The following is a 16,375-nucleotide window of genomic DNA, read 5'->3' as shown; positions in this document are numbered from 1 at the left end:
GAGGATCGTCCACAGTGGGATCAATCGTACTGCCTGGCGCGCGGCCAGGCCGAGGATCCGTACAGGAAGCGGGTCGCGCCTCCGGGACGGCCGGGTGACCGGCCGGGAGGCGCGACCCGCGTCGCGCGGACCGGCCTACGCCGTGACGCGCGCGCGGTGGTACTGCTGCGGCTCGTAGTCGACGCTCACGCCGAGCTCGGCGGCGGCACGGAGCGGGAACGCCGGGTCGCGCAGGAACTCGCGGCCGATCATCACGACGTCCGCCTGCCCGGTGGCGACGATCTGCTCGGCCTGGAACGCCTCGGAGATCATGCCGACGGCGATGGTCCCGATGCCGGCGTCCCGCTTGATCGCGGCGGCGTGCGGCACCTGGTAGCCGGGCCCCACCGGGATCGGCGCGCTGGCGACGTTGCCGCCGGTCGACACGTCCGCGAGGTCGGCGCCGTGCTCGGCGGCCCAGCGGGCGACCTGCGTGGTCTCCTCGAGCGTCAGCCCGCCGTCGACCCAGTCCGTCGCCGAGAACCGGACGACCACGGGGAAGCCCTCGCCGACCTCGGCACGGACGGCGTCGACGACCTCGAGGAGGGCGCGGGCGCGGTTCTCGAGCGGGCCGCCGTAGGAGTCGGTGCGGTGGTTGCTCAGCGGGGACAGGAACTGGTGGAGCAGGTACCCGTGCGCGGCGTGGATCTCGACGAGGTCGAAGCCGGCCTCGACCGCACGACGGGCTGCTGCCGCGAAGGCCAGCGCGACGACCCGGATGTCCTCGGTGGCGAGCTCGCGCGGCTCGGCGTAGCCGTCGAACGCCACGGCGGAGGGTGCGACGGTGGTCCAGCCGCCCTGGTCCGCGGGGACGGAGCCGCGGGACTCGGCCCAGGTGCGGAACGTCGATGCCTTGCGGCCGGCGTGCGCGAGCTGGACGCCGGCGGCGGCACCCTGCGCGTGGACGAAGTCGACGATCGGCCGGAAGGCGTCACGCTGCTCGTCGTTCCAGAGGCCGAGGTCCTGCGGGGTGATGCGCCCCTCCGGCACCACGCCGGTGGCCTCGACGACGACCGCGCCGGCGCCACCCTTCGCGAACCCGCCGAGGTGCACGAGGTGCCACGGCGTCGCGACGCCGTCCTCGTCCTCGACCGAGTACTGGCACATCGGGGACACCCAGATGCGGTTGCGGACGGTCAGGTCGCGGATGGTGATCGGGTCGAACAAGGCGTGCGTCACGCGGGCTCCTCAGGGGACGGGCGCCGGTGCGGGCTGCTCGGCCAGCTCCGTGAGGAACGTCCGCAGACCGTCCGGCGACGTGTAGTGGTGGCCGACCGCCCCGATCGCTCCCGCGCCGGCGGCGTTCTCGGCCCTGTTGTCCACGAACACCATCTGACCAGGCTCGATTCCCAAACGCGCACAGGTGTCGCGGTAGATGGACGGAGCGGGCTTGAGGACGTGCTCCTCGGCGCTGACGACGACGGTCTCGAACAGCGAGCCCATCGGGGAGCGGCGGTACGGGTCGCCGAAGTCGAAGCCCGCGTTCGAGAGGAGGGCGAGCCGGGTGCCGGCGTCGTGCAGCTCCTCGACGATCGCCAGCGTGGCCGGCTCGACGTCGAACCACCCGGTGAAGTCGACGGCCCAGAAGCGGTGGATGTCCGTCACGCTCCAGGTCCGGCCGGTCCGTTCGCCGATCGCGCGCCAGTAGTCGACGACGGAGAGGTCGCCGCGGTCGAGGTCGTGCCGCAGTTCGTCGTAGACCGGGAACAGTTCGTCGGCGGGCACCCCGGTGGCCTCGACGAGCAGGTCGCGAGACGCGTGCGGCGTCCGGCTGATCACCTCGCCGTAGTCGAAGACCACCACGCGACCGGGCAGGAACAGGCTCATGCGCTCCACCGTAACGTGGCGGTCGTGAACGACTTCGTCCCCTTCGCCCCGACCGACGCCGCCGCCTGGACGACCGCCCCGCACGGCGAGTCCACGAAGTACCGCCGGGGTGTCCTCGGCGTCGCGACCGGCTCCGACCAGTACCCCGGCGCGGCCGTGATGGGCGTCGACGCGGCCGTGCACACCGGCGTCGGCATGGTCCGGTACGTCGGACCCGCACGCGCGTCGGACCACGTGCTCGCCCGACGACCCGAGGTGGTCTCCGGCGTCGGCCGGGTGCAGGCCTGGCTCGTCGGGTCCGGGATCTCGGCGTCCTCGCTCGACGAGCTCGACGACGTGACGGCGGACGGCTTCCGGCACGCCTCGGACGACGGCGTCCCGGTCGTGGTGGACGCCGGGGCGATCCCGCTGGTCGAGCTCGGGCCGCTCGCCGTGCTCACCCCGCACGCCGGGGAGCTCGCCGGCGTGCTGCGGGTGTCGCGGGACGCGATCGAGCAGGACCCGGCCGCCGCGGCCGTCCGGGCGGCGGAGCAGACCGGCAGCGTGGTGCTCCTCAAGGGCTCGGCGACGCACGTGGCGACCCCCGACGGGGCGGTGCGGCTCGTGGCCTCGTCGGCGACGCCGTGGCTGGCGGCGGCCGGCGCCGGGGACGTGCTCGGCGGTGTGCTGGGGGCGCTCGTGGCGGCGCGGCAGGGCGCTGCCGAGGCGGCAGGGACGTCGCTGACGCCGTCGGACCTGGCGCACCTGGCCGCGTCGGCCGCGGTGGTCCACGGGATCGCCGCCCGTCGGGCGTCGGGGGGCGGGCCGTTCACGATGACGGCGCTGATCGCGGAGCTGCCGGGTGTGGTGCGGGACCTCGTCGTGACGGGCGACGCGCGCGGGTAGGCGCAGGGGCTCGGGCCACCGTTCGGTGCGTGTGCGTCGTGCGACCCGAGCACGAGGGGCGGACGCACCACGGGACGCACTGGAGGCGCGAGGCGGCGCCGCACCGCGCCTCCAGTCCGACGGGTGGTCGCGACGGGCGGCGGGCCGCTCCGCGTGGCGGCTACGAGGCGGGGGTGGCGTGCACGAGGAACTCCACGGCTCCGGAGTCGTCGACCTGCACGAAGCCGAGGTTCGGTGCCTGCACGCCGAAGTCCGAGAACGTGATCGGGATCGACCCCGAGACGTCGACGCCGTCGCCGTTCAGCCCGACCTGCAGCTTCGCCGTCACGGGCTTCGTCACGCCGTGCAGGGTGAGGTTGCCGGAGGCCTCCACCGAGGTCGTCCCCGAGCCGCTCGGCACCGCGTCGGCGACCGGGCCGGTCAGTTCGAACGTGGCCGTGGGGAAGGCCGCGGCGTCCATCGCCGAGTCGCGGAAGTACGAGTCGCGTTGCTTCGAGTCGGTCGCGATGTCGGCGATCTGGACGGTGATGGTCGCCTTCGTGATCGCGCTCCCGTCGACGGTGGCGCTGCCGCTGACGCGGTCGGTCCGCCCGGTGACCTCGACGTCGGAGCCGTTGAGGACCTCGTGGACGCGGTACCCGGCCTCGGAGTCGCCGCCGACCGTCCACGCGCCGGACAGGTCGGCGGTGTCGAGGGTGGACGGCGCCCGGCTCGCGGCGACGGACGGAGCCGCGGACGCCTTCGCGTTCTCGCTGCTCGTGTAGACGTTGGTGCCGACCACCGCCGCGACGACGCCGAGCACGACGACGGCGGCGGCGACGGAGATCCAGATGACGGCCTTGCGGCGCTTGCGCGGGGTCTCGGAGGTCACGAGGACGACGGTGACACGTCATGCTCTGGGGAGGCTGGGACTCCTCGGATCGTTCCGGGGGAGGACCCCGCTACGCTCGTCCGGTGCAGAGGACGGTGCGGACGGCGGAGCGACGCTCGCGGTGGCCGGAGCCGGTCGGCTTCGTCGTGGCGTTCGTCGGCGTGCACGCCCTGCTCTGGTGGTTGACCACGGTCTCGGCGAACCTGCCGCTCGGCGACGTGACGATCACGTACAAACGGTGGATCGAGACCGGGCACCTCGCGCACTTCTGGGTCGGCATCGACGCCGACTGGGTGTACCCGATCCTCGCCATCGTGCCGATGGCGGCCGCCGCGCTCGGCGGCGTCGGGTCGATCGGCACCGGGTGGCTCGTGCTGGTGGTCGTGCTCGACGCGGTCGCCTGCGCGTTCCTGTGGCGGTTCCGACCGCTCGGCGTCCGGGTCGTGTGGTGGTGGCTGGCGTTCCTGCTCGCGCTCGGACCGATCGGCCTCGGACGCATCGACACGGTCGCGACGGTGCTCGCGCTGGTCGGCGTCGCCTTCGTCGCGACGCGTCCCGCCGTCGCGTCCGCGCTGTTCACCGCGGGCGCCTGGACGAAGGTGTGGCCCGCCGCGCTCGTCGGCGTGCTCCTGCTCCTGCGGCGGGGACACCGCCGTGGTGTGCTCGCCGGCGCCCTCGTGCTCACGGCGCTCGTCGTCCTCGTCGACGTGCTCTACGGGGGAGCGCCCCACCTGTTCTCCTTCGTCGGCCAGCAGACCGGACGGGCGCTGCAGATCGAGGCGCCCCTCGCGACGCCGTTCATGTGGGCAGCGGCCCTCGGCGTGCCGGGTGCGGCCGTCTACTACGACCAGCAGATCCTGACGTTCGAGGTGTCCGGCGCCGGCACCCACGCCGCCGCGGCCGTCTCCACGCCGCTGATGGCCCTGGTCGTCGTCGCCGGGACGGTCCTGGCGATGTGGGCCGTCCGCCGTGGTGCGCACCGCACCGAGGTGGCGCCGCTCCTCGCACTGCTGTTCGTGGCCGCACTCGTCGCCACGAACAAGGTCGGCTCGCCGCAGTACATCGGGTGGTTCGCCGTGCCGGTCGTGTGGGGGCTCGTCGCCGGTCGACCGAGCGCGCGGCGCTTCGTGCCGATCGCGGTCGCGGCGCTCCCGATGGCGCTCCTCACCCAGGTCGTCTACCCGGGGTTCTACGACCAGGTGCTCACCGTGCAGCCGTGGGTGCTCGTCGTCCTGACGGTGCGGAACGCCCTCGAGATCGCCGTCCTGGTGTGGAGTGTCGTCGCCCTCGTGCGGCTCGCCCGGCGGTCGTCGCGTCCGGGTGGCGCGCCGTCCGTGGCACCCGGGGTGCCGGCACGGCCCGAGCGGGGCAGGATGGGGACATGATCGTCGCGTTCTCCGTCGCCCCGTCCGGTGGTCCCTCCGCAACGTCGGACGGGTCCGTGCACGACGCCGTCGCGGCCGCCGTCCGGGTGGTGCGCGAGAGCGGGCTGCCGAACCGGACGTCCTCGATGTTCACCGAGGTCGAGGGCGACTGGGACGAGGTCATGGACGTCGTGAAGCGCGCCACCGAAGCGGTCGGCGCCTACGGCACACGCGTGTCGCTGGTGCTCAAGGCCGACATCCGACCGGGCCACACGGGTGAGATCGACGGCAAGCTCGAGCGGCTCGAGGCGGCCCTCGGCGACTAGGCGCTGTGCGGTCGCTCCGGAGGCGAGCGACACGCCGGAGGGGTCCCGTCGATGTCGGTGGTCGGGTGTCTCATGGTGCCCATCGGAGCCGTGGTGAGCGGTTCCGGATCCGATCCGACACGACGAGGAGCGCGTGATGATGCACGACGGCTGGTGCCCCGACTGCGACCTGCGGACGGTCGTCATCGACACGGACGAGCAGGGCGACCACGCCTGGGCGAGCTGCACCGAGTGCGGCTCCGGGTGGGTCCACCGCGACGAGCTCCCCGAGCTGGTCGGCGCGCCGACCGAGCAGACCGAGCGCCGCGCAGCCTGACACGGCCGGGGCGGTCGAATCGATTCGTCGGACGGGTTCCGCTCGGGGTTTGGAGCGGTCTACACTGCTGAGACCGGCTGCGTGACGTGGCCGGTCGTCCCCGTTCGACGCTGAACCCGGGCCGCCCTCCCGTCGCTCGCGGCAGCTGTCGTGCACCGTGCCGCGGCCCGAGGCCGGGATCGTGAACCAAGCGTCCCGACGGTCCGGCCGATGCGCCGACGTCCGGAACTCCTCCAGCTCCCGTTTCGAGAACAGGCTCCATGACCCAGTTGACGCCTGCGCGCCGCGCCCTCGCGCTCATCGCGCTCGCCCTCGGTGGCTTCGCCATCGGTTCGACCGAGTTCGTCGCGATGGGCCTCCTGCCGAACATCGCCGCCGCGCTGCTGCCGCACCAGTACGGCGTCGACCCGGACGCGGGGATCGCCCACGCCGGCTGGCTCGTCAGCGCGTACGCGCTCGGCGTCGTGGTGGGTGCGCCGACCATCGCTGCGATGTCGGCGAAGTTCCCGCGCAAGGGCCTCATCCTCGTCCTGCTCGTCGGGTTCGTCCTGGCAACGGTCGCCAGCGCCGTCCTGCCGTCGTTCGGGCTCGTCCTCGTCGCGCGCTTCGTCGCCGGGCTGCCGCACGGCGCGTACTTCGGCATCGCGTCGATCGTCGCCGGCGACATCATGGGGCCCGGCAAGCGCGGCAAGGGCATCGCGATGGTGCTGCTCGGCCTGTCGGTCGCCAACGTCGTCGGCGTCCCGTCGATCACCTGGGTGGGACAGGTCGCGAGCTGGCGCATCGCGTACGGCGTGGTGGCCGTGCTCTTCGCCCTGACGTTCCTCGCCGTCCTGGCGTTCGTCCCGCGCAGTCCGCGCGACGAGCACGCCACGATCGGCCGGGAGCTCCGGGCGTTCCGCGTGCCGCAGGTGTGGATGGTGATGGGCCTCGGCGCCGTCGGCTTCGGCGGATTCTTCGCGGTCTACTCGTACATCTCGCCGCTCGTGCAGAACGTCACCGGCCTGTCGGAGTCCTTCGTGCCACTCGTGCTCGTCGTCGTGGGCATCGGCATGGTCGTCGGCGGCATCCTCGGCGGCCACCTCGCCGACCGCAGCGTCAAGCGGACCATCTACTTCGGTCTGTGCGCGCTCATCGCCGCCCTGCTCGTGACCGTGCTCACCGCCCAGTGGGTCTGGGGCGTGTTCCTCGGCGCGTACCTGCTCGGCGCGACCTCGTCCGCGATCCCGCCGGCCGTGCAGTCCCGGCTGATGGACGTCGCCGGTGACGCCCGCACGATCGCGGCGGCGCTGAACCACTCTGCCTTCAACATCGGCAACTCCATCGGCGCGGCACTGGGCGGCGCCGTCATCGCCGCGGGGTTCGGCTTCGTCGCTCCGGGGTGGCTCGGCATCGTCCTCGCGCTGCTCGGGGTCGGCATGACGTCGATCAGCTACGGCGCCGAGCGGCGGAGCAGCCGTCGAGCGGCGCTGCGGTCGCCGTCGCCGAGCACCGGCCCGATCACCTCACCGGTACCGATCGCCTGAGGTGGCCCTGGCCCTGGCCCTGGCCGCGAAAGCGACAGTCTGCCGCGGGAGTTCCCCGTGACGTTGTCGCCTTGGCGGCACGAACGTGGGGACATCGCGCGTGCCTGTCGCTTTCGCGCACCGGTCCGGCCGCAGCGGGGGACCGGACCGACCCCGACCTGCTCGCGCCGGCGCGGACCGCCTCTGACCGCGAAAGCGACAGTGTGCCGCAGGAACTCCGCGTGATCCTGTCGCTTCGGCGGCACGGGGCGAGCCGCCTTCCCTGCACCTGTCGCTTTCGCGCACTGACCCGGGCTGACCCCGGGCCGACCCGGTCCATCCCGGGACGCCCAGGACCGGCCCGGGACGGGCCAAGACGGGCCAGGACTGGCCAGTACGGGTTGGGACGGGACAGAACGGGTTGGGGCGGGCCAGAACGCGGCCACGGGCGGCTGGGCCAGGTGGCCCGGCCGCCCGTGAAGCCACCGCCTGCCGGACGGGAGGCACGGTGCAGGCTGGCACCGCGCCTCCCGGACGCAGTCCCCAACGGCCACCAACCGCCGCCATCGCCCGCCGCCCACCGCGAGCACAAGAGGTCGGGTCCCGTGGCGGGACCCGACCTCTTCAGCGCGCGCAGCGCAGCTACAGCCCGACGGGGCTGCCGTCCTGCACGATGATGCCGTCGGTGATCGCACGCTTCCGGAGCGCGACCTTCGTGCCGACGTCGAACCCGGCGACGCGGTACTTCTCGCGGATGCGCTTGAGGTAGCTCTTCGCGGTCTCCTCGGAGATGCCGAGCTGGTACGCCACGCTCTTCACGGGCTCGCCACCGCCGTAGAGCGCCATGACGCGGCGCTCCTGCGCGCTGAGCTTCGGGACACCGCCGACGTCGCCGCTGTTGATCGCCAGGTCGAGCTCCGCCGAGACGTACTGCTCACCGCGCTGGGCCGACCGGATCGCCTCGACGATCATCTCGGCGTCCTCGCTCTTGACGAGGTAGCCGAGGGCGCCGGAGGCGAGGGCCTCGCGCACGACGTTCGGCTCGGAGTACGTGCTCATCACGACGGTCTTCACACCGGCGGTCTTGAGCGTCGAGATCTTCAGCGAGACCGGGATGGAGTCCTTGAGGTCGAGGTCGAGCAGCACCACGTCGACCGGGAACGCCGGGCTGGTGAGCAGCTCCGGCCAGGTCGTGACGGCCGCGACGAGGGTGATGTCGTCGGCGGCGTTGCGGATCCACTCCGTCAGCGCTCCGAGGAGCATCCTGTGGTCGTCGACGAGTGCGAGTCGGATCGGTTCCTCTGGAGTCGCCATTCTGGCGTCCTTTCTACGGGGCAGTCGTGGCAGATCCTAGGCGGACGGACCACGTGACACGGGCAGGCTGGTCAGGGTGTCCGGCAGTTTCGGGCCAGCCGGTTCCGTGCGACGACTACATCGACGGATGTCGGTCGACGACGCAGTGCGCGACGACGTGGAGCACGCCGTCCCGCACGGTGTCGGTGTACGGACCGATCCGCTGGAGGGCGCTCCAGGCGGTGGGGCCGAGCCGACGACGCGGGACGCCGCGCGACTCGAACACGATGGGGACGTCCATGGTCTCGTCGGTCACCGGGTGGCCGTCCGAGCCGACGGGACCGAGCGTCACCGACACGACGGGCGACCCGGCGGTGGTCGTGCGAGCGTCGTTGCCGACACCGACCATCTGCCAGAGCGCCTGCAGCAACCCGTCCCGCTGGGCGGGGGAGAGGTGCCCGGCGAGTGACTGCGGATCGGCGACGCTCACGGACCGACCGAGGTTGTCGGACTCCGTGATGGCGTGGTACAGCCACGTCTCGCGGCGGCCCTCGATGAGGTGGAGGCGGAGCTCGGTGGCGAGCGAGGCGGCCACCGACGCCGACGCGTCGGACAGCGGCAACGGGTCGTTGCCGTTCGCGACGGCGTCGAGGAGCTTCTCGGCGGCCAGGTCGAGTCGGGCGAGCTCGTCGGACGCGAGCATCCCGACGGCGAACTGCGGCGCCTGCACGTTGCTCTGCACGAGGACACGGTCGAGTTCGCGCTGCACGAGCTGCCGGAAGCGCTGCACCACGAAGATCGCGATGGACGGCGGGACGACCACGAGGGAGAGCACCGAGACCAGACCGGGCATCGTGTCGCTCGTGATCGGAGTCGATGCGATCGCCATGCCGATGAAGGCGACGCCGAGGACGGCGATCGCGGCTGCGACCTCGCGGGCAGGCCGCAGCGTGGCGACGGGCAGCAACGCGAACCCGGCAGCGACCGACGCAGAGGCCGTGTGCGAGAGGTCGTGCTCTGGCCAGATGCCGACGAAGTCCAGGGTCACGACGCAGGCGAGCACCACGCAGATGAGCCCGAAGGCCAGCCCTGTCAGCCGCTCGCCGTAGCTCAGCAGGCTCAGCCCGACGCCGACCGCGGCGACGAGGTAGAGCGCCCACGCCGCTGCCGGCAGCCACGGGTTCGTGAAGTCGTCCCAGCGGATCAGGAAGAAGACGATGCCGGCGACCGCTTCGATGCCGGTGAGCACCGCGGCGCCGAGCCCGAGGTAGCCGGCTCCGAGCGACGCTCCCGGCTTGGCGGCCTGCCGCAGCGACCGCGCACCGGTGGAGGTGGAGGGGAGACCGCGGGCCTGTCGACGTTCGCTGCCCCGGTACCGCTCCCGCGCCTCCCGGCGGGTGCGCGGGGCGGGCTGGACGGTCTCGCCGGGGAGGCCGCGGCTGATGGTGTCCTCGGGGATGCGGCTCATCGGGGCGCCTCCAGGACGACGGTGGTGCCGGAACCCGGCGCGGAGAACAGCTTGGCGTCGCCGCCGACCTCGCGGAGGCGGTTCACGACGCTCTCCTTGAAGCCGAGGCGTTCCGCGCTCACCTCGCCGAGCTCGAAGCCGACACCGGAGTCGGTGACCATCGCGCGGACCATCTCGTTGTCGTGGACGATCGTGACGTGGGCCTCGCCGACGCCGGCGTGCCGACGGACGTTCTCGAGGCACTCGCCGAGCGCCAGGAGGAACGCGTCGAGCACGTGGGTCGGCAGCAGGACCTGACCGGTGCCGTGCCAGCTGACCTCGAGGCCCATCCGGCCGAAGCGCTGCTTGACCGACTCGAGGGTCTGCCCGAGGGGCGATTCCTCTTCGCGGGTGAGCGAGTAGTCGCCCGACTGCTGCGGCTGCGGGGTCGCGCCGAGCCGCAGGTGGCGGAGGAGGCGGGCGTCCTCGGCGGCCTGTTCGCGCATCGCCTGCTCGGAGACGCCGACGCCGGAGTGGGCCAGCAGCGTGAGGGTGGCGAGGACGGTGTCGTGCAGGAGCCGCGCGCCCTGGCGTCGCTGCGCCTCAGTCTCGCTGGCCTGCCGCTCGGCGCGGTGCGCGGTGCCGATGCTGTAGATGCGCCGCGCGACCCGGGGGATGCTCCGCGAGATCCAGATCGTCACCACGGCGATGAGGACCCAGCCGAGGATGGCGCCGGTCACGGGACCCGCGAGGATGCTGCCGCTCGCCCAGGTGACCGCGACGATGACGATCCCGCCGGTGACGATCGTCAGACCGAGGCCGACCGGGTGCCCGCGTTGCGCCATGAGCGGGGCGGAGAGGCTGCCCGCGGCGAGCGGCACGACCGCCGAGGCGATGACCGGGCGGACGGCGTCGTCGACGCCGAGGAAGAGCAGTGCCAGGGCGCCCAGGCCGGAGGCCAGCACGAGGGCGGTGCACCAGACCGCGTTGTTCCAGCCGAAGACCAGCAGCGCGCCGATCATGACCGCGATGCAGGCCAGGGCACCGATCAGGGGGACGACGGGTACCGCGAGCGCCGAGATGATCCCGATGACGGAGACGAGCGCGCACACGATGCCGACGACACGGGTGGTCGACCGCAGCAAGCGGTCGCGTTCCTGTGCGATGAAGTCCATCGATGTCCTGGTTGGTGACGGGGAGACTGGTGGTGCAGTGGAGCTCGGTGCGCGCCGGTCGTGCTGGGAACCGTCGTGCAGGGAGCGGCCGTGCAGGGAAACCGAGCCCCGGTCAGTCCCGGGCCTCGACGCCATCATTCCACGCGCGCCACCCGTTGGGGGGTGTTCGGCGCGCGGGGCCGTCCGGATGGTTCCGGGATCGTTACTGCGCGTGTCCGGGGACGGCGTCCGCGGCGGCCCCCGGCTCGGCGTCGAGGAGTCGTCCCAGGTGTGCTCCGACCGCCTCGTGCTCGATCAGGAACCCGTCGTGCCCGAACTCGCTGTCGATCACGGCCGCACGGTCGCCGTCGAGCGTGTTCGGCACCCCGGCCGCGATCCGGTGCTGGTCCTCGACCGGGAACAGGCGGTCGCTCGACACGCCGACCACCAGGGTCCGCGCCGTCACCGAGCCGAGCGCCGCGTCGACGCCGCCGCGTCCGGCACCGACGTCGTGCGAGTCCATCGCGTGGGTCAACGTGACGTACGAGGACGCGTCGAACCGTCGGGTGAACTTGTTCCCGTGGAAGTCGAGGTAGCTCTCGACCGAGAACCGGCCGTCGTCGCCGAGGGGGGAGACGTCGCTCTGCCACGACCGGGCGAAGCGGCCGTTCAGCTCGTCCGGGGCGCGGTAGGTCATGAGCGCCATCCGTCGCGCGAGGGCGAGTCCGCGGTGCGGTCCCTCCCCGGGGTCGGCCTCGTAGTAGTCGCCGCCGGCGAAGGCCGGGTCCATGTGGACGGCGGCGCGCTGCAGGGAGTTCGCGGCGATCTGGTCGGCGGTCGTCTGCGCGGTCGACGCGAGCACGGCCAGCCGGGCCACGCGGGCCGGGTGCGTGATCGCGAACTCGAGCGCGTGCATGCCGCCCATGGAGCCGCCGACGACCGCGGCGAAGGTGTCGATGCCGAGCCGGTCGGCGAGCTGGGCCTGCACGGCCACCTGGTCGCGGACGGTGACGAACGGGAAGCGCGAGCCCCACTCGACGCCGTCGGGCGACACGGACGACGGACCGGTCGTGCCCTGGCAGCCGCCGAGCATGTTCGGCGCGACGACGAACCACCGGTCGGTGTCGATCGCCCGGCTGGGACCGACGACGTCGCCCCACCAGCCGGCGGTCCGGTGGCCCGGCCCGGGCGGCCCCTGGACGTGCGAGTCGCCGGTGAGCGCGTGGAGGACGAGGACGGCGTTGTCCCGCGCGGCGTTCAGCTCGCCCCACGTCTCGTAGGCGACGCGCACGGACGGGATGCGTCCGCCGCGCACCCACTGCTCGCCGAGGCTCGCGAAGTGCCGGGCCCCGGGGTGGTCACCGGGACGCCACGCCCCGGTGACCGGGGGCTTGCCGAGCGTGCCGAGTTCGGTGCCGGGCACGAGGGTGGACGGCACGGAGTCCTCGGGGGTCGTCTGCCAGTCCATCGGGTCCAGTCTGCCGGGAGGCGCGGCTCGCGGCCGTCGTGTTACGTCACGTCGGGCGTGCGGTCGGGTCCGTGGCGCGTGGTCGGGTCCGTCTCGCGGCCGTCGGTCGGGTCGCACGGGCGATGGTCGGACGACGCCGGTGGGTGTCGCCGCAGGGGGACGACATCCCCGTTGTCGAACGACGTCGGGGATGTCGCTCGTGCGCGTGTGCGACAGTGCGCGGACGCAACGAACGACACAGCCGTTGTCGTACGACGCCGGGGGTGTCGCTCGTGCGCGCGTGCGACAGTGCGCGGACGCAACGAACGACATGGTCGTTGTCGTACGACAGCGACCATGTCGTTCCGAGTCGGCAAGCGCCAGCGACCCCTACGCGCGCAACCCCTCCTGCGACACCGCACGGGCGGCGGCGAGCCCGGCCTCGAGGTCGGCCTTCAGGTCCTCGATGTTCTCGATCCCGACCGACAGCCGCACCAGCCCCGGCGTCACCCCGGTGGTCAGCTGCTGCTCGGGCGTGAGCTGCGAGTGCGTGGTCGACGCCGGGTGGATGACGAGGGACCGCACGTCGCCGATGTTCGCGAGGTGCGAGAAGAGCTGCAGGTTGTCGACGAAGGCCTTGCCCGCCGGCACGCCGCCCTTCAGCTCGAACGACAGCACGGCACCGACGCCCCGCGGCGCGTACGTGTTCGCGGCCGCGTACCAGGGCGAGGTCGGCAGGCCCGCGTAGGACACCGACGCCACGTCCGGGTGCCGGTCGAGCCACTCGGCGATCTCCTGCGCGTTCGACACGTGCCGTTCGATGCGCAGCGACAGCGTCTCGATGCCCTGCAGCAGCGCGAACGCGGTGTCGGGGGAGTTCGAGGCACCAAGGTCGCGGAGCAGCTGCACGCGTGCCTTGACGATGTACGCGAGCGCGTTGCCGACGGCCTGCGCGAACACGGCCCCGTGGTACGAGGGGTCCGGGGTGTTGAACTCCGGGAAGCGCTCGGCGTGGTCCGACCACGCGAACGTCCCGCCGTCGACGATGACCCCGCCGATGACCGTGCCGTGGCCGCCGAGGAACTTCGTCGCGGAGTGCACGACGATGTCGGCGCCGTGCTCGAACGGACGGATGAGGTACGGCGTCGCGATCGTGTTGTCGACGATCAGGGGCACGCCGGCGTCGTGTGCGATGTCGGACACCGCGCGGATGTCGAGCACGTTGATCCGCGGGTTGCCGATGGTCTCCGCGAAGAACAGCTTCGTGTTCGGTCGGACGGCCCGACGCCACTCCTCGGGGTCGTCCTGGTCCTCGACGAAGGTGGTCTCGATGCCGAGCTTGGCGAGCGTGTACTTGAAGAGGTTGTACGTGCCGCCGTAGATCGACGACGAGGACACGATGTGGTCGCCCGCACCGGCGATGTTGAGCACGGCGTAGGTCTCGGCCGCTTGACCGCTCGACACGAGGAGCGCCCCGGAGCCGCCCTCGAGCGCCGCGATGCGCTGCTCCACGACGTCGTTCGTCGGGTTCATGATGCGCGAGTAGATGTTGCCCGGCTGCGCCAGGGCGAACAGGTCACGAGCGTGGTCCGAGTTCTCGAAGACGTACGACGTCGTCTTGTAGATCGGGGTCGCGCGGGCACCCGTGGTCGGGTCCGGCTGCGCTCCGGCGTGGATCTGCGTCGTCTCGAACCGCCAGGCGGCGGCGTCGTTCGTGCTCATGTCGTGCTCCTGTCGGGTGCGGTCGGTCGTCGGGTCGCCTCGCGGTCGGCCTGGAGGCACGGCGCGGCGGTGCGTCGGGTGTCACGGTACGCAGGTGGTCGCGCCGGGACCAGCGCACCCGCCTCGCGACGTAACGTGCGCGGCCGAGGTGGGGCGCGCTTCCGGACCGACCGCGCAGCGGCGTCAGTGATCGCGGCGGAAGAGCCAGTCGACCTTCGGTTCGAGCAGCCAGCGCATCCCGCGCCGGACGAACGGCTGCGCCAGGAAGAGGGCCACCGCGCAGGCGAAACCGACCATGAGCAGCACGTACGGCCACGCCGAGTGCGCGCCCGACAGGATGCCGGACTCGCGCACCGGGTAGAGCAGGAACGTGTGGAGCAGGTAGACGTACATCGTCGCCGCGCCGAACTGCGTGATCCAGACGTTCCGGCGGGGGACCAGCAGCAGGAACGAGGCCGTCAGCAGCGCCGCGAGGAGCATGAGCCCGAAGCGCACGCCGCCTGCCCACCACGCGTCCTCGCCGAGCCCCGAGTACGAGTCGTCGTAGAAGAACCAGTGGTGCAGGTCGAACTCCTTGAACTGCGGGATCCAGATCGCGCACGCGACCGCCCAGGCGGCGAAGACCGCGGCCGCGGCGATGCGCAACCGGACCACCGTCCGCCGTGGCGCGTCGTACCAGCGGTCGAACAGCCCCCACTGCTTCACCTGCCAGCCGAGCAGGAAGAACGGCAGCAGGCTGATCGCCCGCGAGAGGGAGAGGGTCGAGTCGACGTTGTCGAAGTAGCCGACGCCGATGCTGAACACGACCGCCCAGAACAGCGGCCACCGGAGCTGCGCGAGGTACGGCAGGATCAGCTTGAAGATCCCCAGGGCCAGCAGGAACCAGAGCGTCCAGGTCGGCTGGGTCGGGTTGAACTTCTTGCCGCCCTCGGCCAGGCCCTGCACCACGGTCCAGATCGTCTGCATGATGATGTACGGCACGACGATGTCGGTGATCGTGCGCCGCATGCGCTTCGCCGTCGGGGTGTCCGCGGAGGAGAAGTACCCGCTGATCACGCCGAACGCCGGCATGTGGAACGCGTAGATGAAGGTGTAGAGCGCGAGGGCGTGCTCGCTCGCCGTCGTCTGGCGCTGGATCGCGTGCCCGATCACCACGAGGGTGACCGCGAGGAACCGCGCCGTGTCCCACATCGGGATACGACGCTTCGCGGGACCCGGCTCGAGTCCGGTGGCGGGCGCCGAGGGCGCGGGTGGGGCGGCATCCGTCGTCATCCCCGGTCACGTTACCGGATCGTGACCTCGTCGGATCGGTACGGTGGGGAGCGGCCGCCGCACAGCGCCGTCGGTCCGTCCGTCCCGTCCGAACACCCCGGAGGAATCCCACATGGCATCTCGTCGCGCAGTCGTCACCGGAGCGAGCTCGGGCATCGGGGCGGCGACCGTCCGGCTGTTCCGCTCCCGCGGGTGGGACGTCCTCGCCGTCGCCCGTCGTGCGTCGAAGCTCCAGGCGCTCGCGGCGGAGACCGGGGCCGACGTCCTGGTGACCGACATCACGGCCGCCGACGACGTGGCGGCGCTCGCCGCCCGGGTCGAGGAGCTCGGCGGTGCCGACGTCCTCGTCAACAACGCCGGCGGTGCGCTCGGGTCCGCGAGCGTCGAGGAGTCCGACGTCGAGGACTGGCGCGCGATGTTCGAGGTGAACGTCATCGGCACGAAGCGGGTCGTCGCCGCGATGCTCCCGCACCTGCGCCGACGCGCCGCGACCGCCGGCACGGCCGACATCGTCACCGTGACGAGCACGGCCGGACACGTGGCGTACGAGAACGGCGGCGGGTACAACGCCGCCAAGTTCGCTGAGCACGCCCTGGTCGGCGCCCTGCGGCTCGAGCTGAACGGCGAACCGCTCCGGGTCGTCGAGATCGCACCGGGGCTCGTGAAGACCGACGAGTTCGCGCTCACCCGCTTCCGCGGCGACGCGGAGAAGGCGGCTGCCGTGTACGACGGCGTGCCCGGCCCGCTCCTCGCCGAGGACGTCGCCGAGGCGATCGTGCACGCGGTCGAACTGCCGGCGCACGTGAACCTCGACCTCGTGACCGTCCGTCCGGTGGCGCAGTCCGCCCAGCACAAGCTCGCCCGCGGGACCCTGACACCGAAGGGCTGAGCACGCCCGGCGGTACCC

Annotated in this window: 15 protein-coding genes; 6 read left to right on the top strand and 9 right to left on the bottom strand. The window is 72.3% G+C overall.

Features of this window, described 5'->3' with window-relative positions:
- Positions 1 to 135: 135 nt before the first annotated feature.
- Positions 136 to 1,218: an NADH:flavin oxidoreductase/NADH oxidase gene (locus AAEP86_RS14255; RefSeq protein ID WP_420367969.1), complete on the bottom strand. Its 1,083-nt coding sequence runs from the start codon at positions 1,216 to 1,218 to the stop codon at positions 136 to 138.
- A gap of 9 nt (positions 1,219 to 1,227) precedes the next feature.
- Positions 1,228 to 1,866, bottom strand: coding sequence for an HAD-IA family hydrolase (locus tag AAEP86_RS14250; RefSeq protein WP_420367968.1), 639 nt, complete (start codon positions 1,864 to 1,866; stop codon positions 1,228 to 1,230).
- Positions 1,867 to 1,890: 24 nt separating this feature from the next.
- Between AAEP86_RS14250 and AAEP86_RS14245 the strand changes: the two genes are divergently transcribed.
- Positions 1,891 to 2,751 carry an ADP-dependent NAD(P)H-hydrate dehydratase gene (locus AAEP86_RS14245; RefSeq protein WP_420367967.1) on the top strand — a complete coding sequence of 287 codons (861 nt, stop codon included), beginning with the start codon at positions 1,891 to 1,893 and terminating at the stop codon, positions 2,749 to 2,751.
- 160 nt (positions 2,752 to 2,911) lie between these two features.
- On the opposite strand, the gene AAEP86_RS14240 is transcribed toward AAEP86_RS14245, so the two are convergent.
- The gene (locus tag AAEP86_RS14240) at positions 2,912 to 3,622 is read right to left on the bottom strand and encodes a YceI family protein (RefSeq protein ID WP_420367966.1); all 711 of its coding nucleotides are present in this window, start codon (positions 3,620 to 3,622) and stop codon (positions 2,912 to 2,914) included.
- Between the two features lie 83 nt (positions 3,623 to 3,705).
- Here AAEP86_RS14240 and AAEP86_RS14235 point away from each other — a divergent pair, with 83 nt between their 5' ends.
- From AAEP86_RS14235 to AAEP86_RS14220, 4 genes are all read left to right on the top strand, one after another.
- Positions 3,706 to 5,007 (top strand): hypothetical protein, encoded by a 1,302-nt coding sequence (locus tag AAEP86_RS14235; RefSeq protein ID WP_420367965.1) that lies wholly within the window; start codon positions 3,706 to 3,708, stop codon positions 5,005 to 5,007.
- Entirely contained in the window at positions 5,004 to 5,312 is a 309-nt protein-coding gene (locus AAEP86_RS14230; protein WP_420367964.1) for a thiamine-binding protein, read from the top strand. Before AAEP86_RS14235 ends, AAEP86_RS14230 begins: the two co-directional genes overlap by 4 nt.
- A gap of 136 nt (positions 5,313 to 5,448) precedes the next feature.
- Positions 5,449 to 5,628 (top strand): hypothetical protein, encoded by a 180-nt coding sequence (locus AAEP86_RS14225; RefSeq protein WP_420367963.1) that lies wholly within the window; start codon positions 5,449 to 5,451, stop codon positions 5,626 to 5,628.
- Between the two features lie 260 nt (positions 5,629 to 5,888).
- A complete protein-coding gene (locus AAEP86_RS14220) occupies positions 5,889 to 7,154 on the top strand; it encodes an MFS transporter (RefSeq protein ID WP_420367962.1) in 1,266 nt (421 codons plus the stop codon).
- A gap of 621 nt (positions 7,155 to 7,775) precedes the next feature.
- Here the strand turns inward: AAEP86_RS14220 and AAEP86_RS14215 are convergent.
- The 6 genes from AAEP86_RS14215 to AAEP86_RS14190 form a co-directional block, all read right to left on the bottom strand.
- On the bottom strand, positions 7,776 to 8,447 hold the full coding sequence (locus AAEP86_RS14215; RefSeq protein ID WP_071293030.1) for a response regulator: 672 nt from the start codon (positions 8,445 to 8,447) through the stop codon (positions 7,776 to 7,778).
- Between the two features lie 115 nt (positions 8,448 to 8,562).
- Positions 8,563 to 9,894, bottom strand: a complete 1,332-nt coding sequence (locus tag AAEP86_RS14210; RefSeq protein ID WP_420367961.1) for a hypothetical protein — start codon at positions 9,892 to 9,894, stop codon at positions 8,563 to 8,565.
- A complete protein-coding gene (locus tag AAEP86_RS14205; RefSeq protein WP_420367960.1) occupies positions 9,891 to 11,048 on the bottom strand; it encodes a sensor histidine kinase in 1,158 nt (385 codons plus the stop codon). The genes AAEP86_RS14210 and AAEP86_RS14205 overlap by 4 nt, the downstream gene beginning before the upstream one ends.
- 202 nt (positions 11,049 to 11,250) lie before the next feature.
- A complete protein-coding gene (gene metX / locus AAEP86_RS14200; RefSeq protein ID WP_420367959.1) occupies positions 11,251 to 12,495 on the bottom strand; it encodes a homoserine O-acetyltransferase MetX in 1,245 nt (414 codons plus the stop codon).
- Positions 12,496 to 12,864: 369 nt separating this feature from the next.
- Positions 12,865 to 14,196 carry a bifunctional o-acetylhomoserine/o-acetylserine sulfhydrylase gene (locus AAEP86_RS14195; protein WP_420367958.1) on the bottom strand — a complete coding sequence of 444 codons (1,332 nt, stop codon included), beginning with the start codon at positions 14,194 to 14,196 and terminating at the stop codon, positions 12,865 to 12,867.
- Between the two features lie 183 nt (positions 14,197 to 14,379).
- On the bottom strand, positions 14,380 to 15,468 hold the full coding sequence (locus AAEP86_RS14190) for an acyltransferase family protein (RefSeq protein WP_420367957.1): 1,089 nt from the start codon (positions 15,466 to 15,468) through the stop codon (positions 14,380 to 14,382).
- Between the two features lie 112 nt (positions 15,469 to 15,580).
- Between AAEP86_RS14190 and AAEP86_RS14185 the strand changes: the two genes are divergently transcribed.
- Positions 15,581 to 16,357, top strand: coding sequence for an SDR family oxidoreductase (locus AAEP86_RS14185; RefSeq protein ID WP_420367956.1), 777 nt, complete (start codon positions 15,581 to 15,583; stop codon positions 16,355 to 16,357).
- The last annotated feature ends 18 nt before the right edge of the window (positions 16,358 to 16,375 follow it).

The organism is Curtobacterium sp. L1-20, assembly GCF_048755855.1.
In the GTDB taxonomy this organism is placed as follows: Bacteria; Actinomycetota; Actinomycetes; order Actinomycetales; family Microbacteriaceae; genus Curtobacterium.
Note: the sequence above shows the minus strand (reverse complement) of the source record. Positions and strands in the feature narration are given on the sequence as shown.

What these genes read in the sequence shown, in the direction of transcription:
- AAEP86_RS14250 (WP_420367968.1), bottom strand. Translation starts at nt 1,866, where the DNA reads ATGAGCCTGTTCCTGCCCGGTCGCGTGGTGGTCTTCGACTACGGCGAG.
- AAEP86_RS14230 (WP_420367964.1), top strand. Translation starts at nt 5,004, where the DNA reads ATGATCGTCGCGTTCTCCGTCGCCCCGTCCGGTGGTCCCTCCGCAACG.
- AAEP86_RS14225 (WP_420367963.1), top strand. Translation starts at nt 5,449, where the DNA reads ATGATGCACGACGGCTGGTGCCCCGACTGCGACCTGCGGACGGTCGTC.
- AAEP86_RS14220 (WP_420367962.1), top strand. Translation starts at nt 5,889, where the DNA reads ATGACCCAGTTGACGCCTGCGCGCCGCGCCCTCGCGCTCATCGCGCTC.
- AAEP86_RS14215 (WP_071293030.1), bottom strand. Translation starts at nt 8,447, where the DNA reads ATGGCGACTCCAGAGGAACCGATCCGACTCGCACTCGTCGACGACCAC.
- AAEP86_RS14210 (WP_420367961.1), bottom strand. Translation starts at nt 9,894, where the DNA reads ATGAGCCGCATCCCCGAGGACACCATCAGCCGCGGCCTCCCCGGCGAG.
- AAEP86_RS14205 (WP_420367960.1), bottom strand. Translation starts at nt 11,048, where the DNA reads ATGGACTTCATCGCACAGGAACGCGACCGCTTGCTGCGGTCGACCACC.
- metX (WP_420367959.1), bottom strand. Translation starts at nt 12,495, where the DNA reads ATGGACTGGCAGACGACCCCCGAGGACTCCGTGCCGTCCACCCTCGTG.
- AAEP86_RS14195 (WP_420367958.1), bottom strand. Translation starts at nt 14,196, where the DNA reads ATGAGCACGAACGACGCCGCCGCCTGGCGGTTCGAGACGACGCAGATC.
- AAEP86_RS14190 (WP_420367957.1), bottom strand. Translation starts at nt 15,468, where the DNA reads ATGACGACGGATGCCGCCCCACCCGCGCCCTCGGCGCCCGCCACCGGA.
- AAEP86_RS14185 (WP_420367956.1), top strand. Translation starts at nt 15,581, where the DNA reads ATGGCATCTCGTCGCGCAGTCGTCACCGGAGCGAGCTCGGGCATCGGG.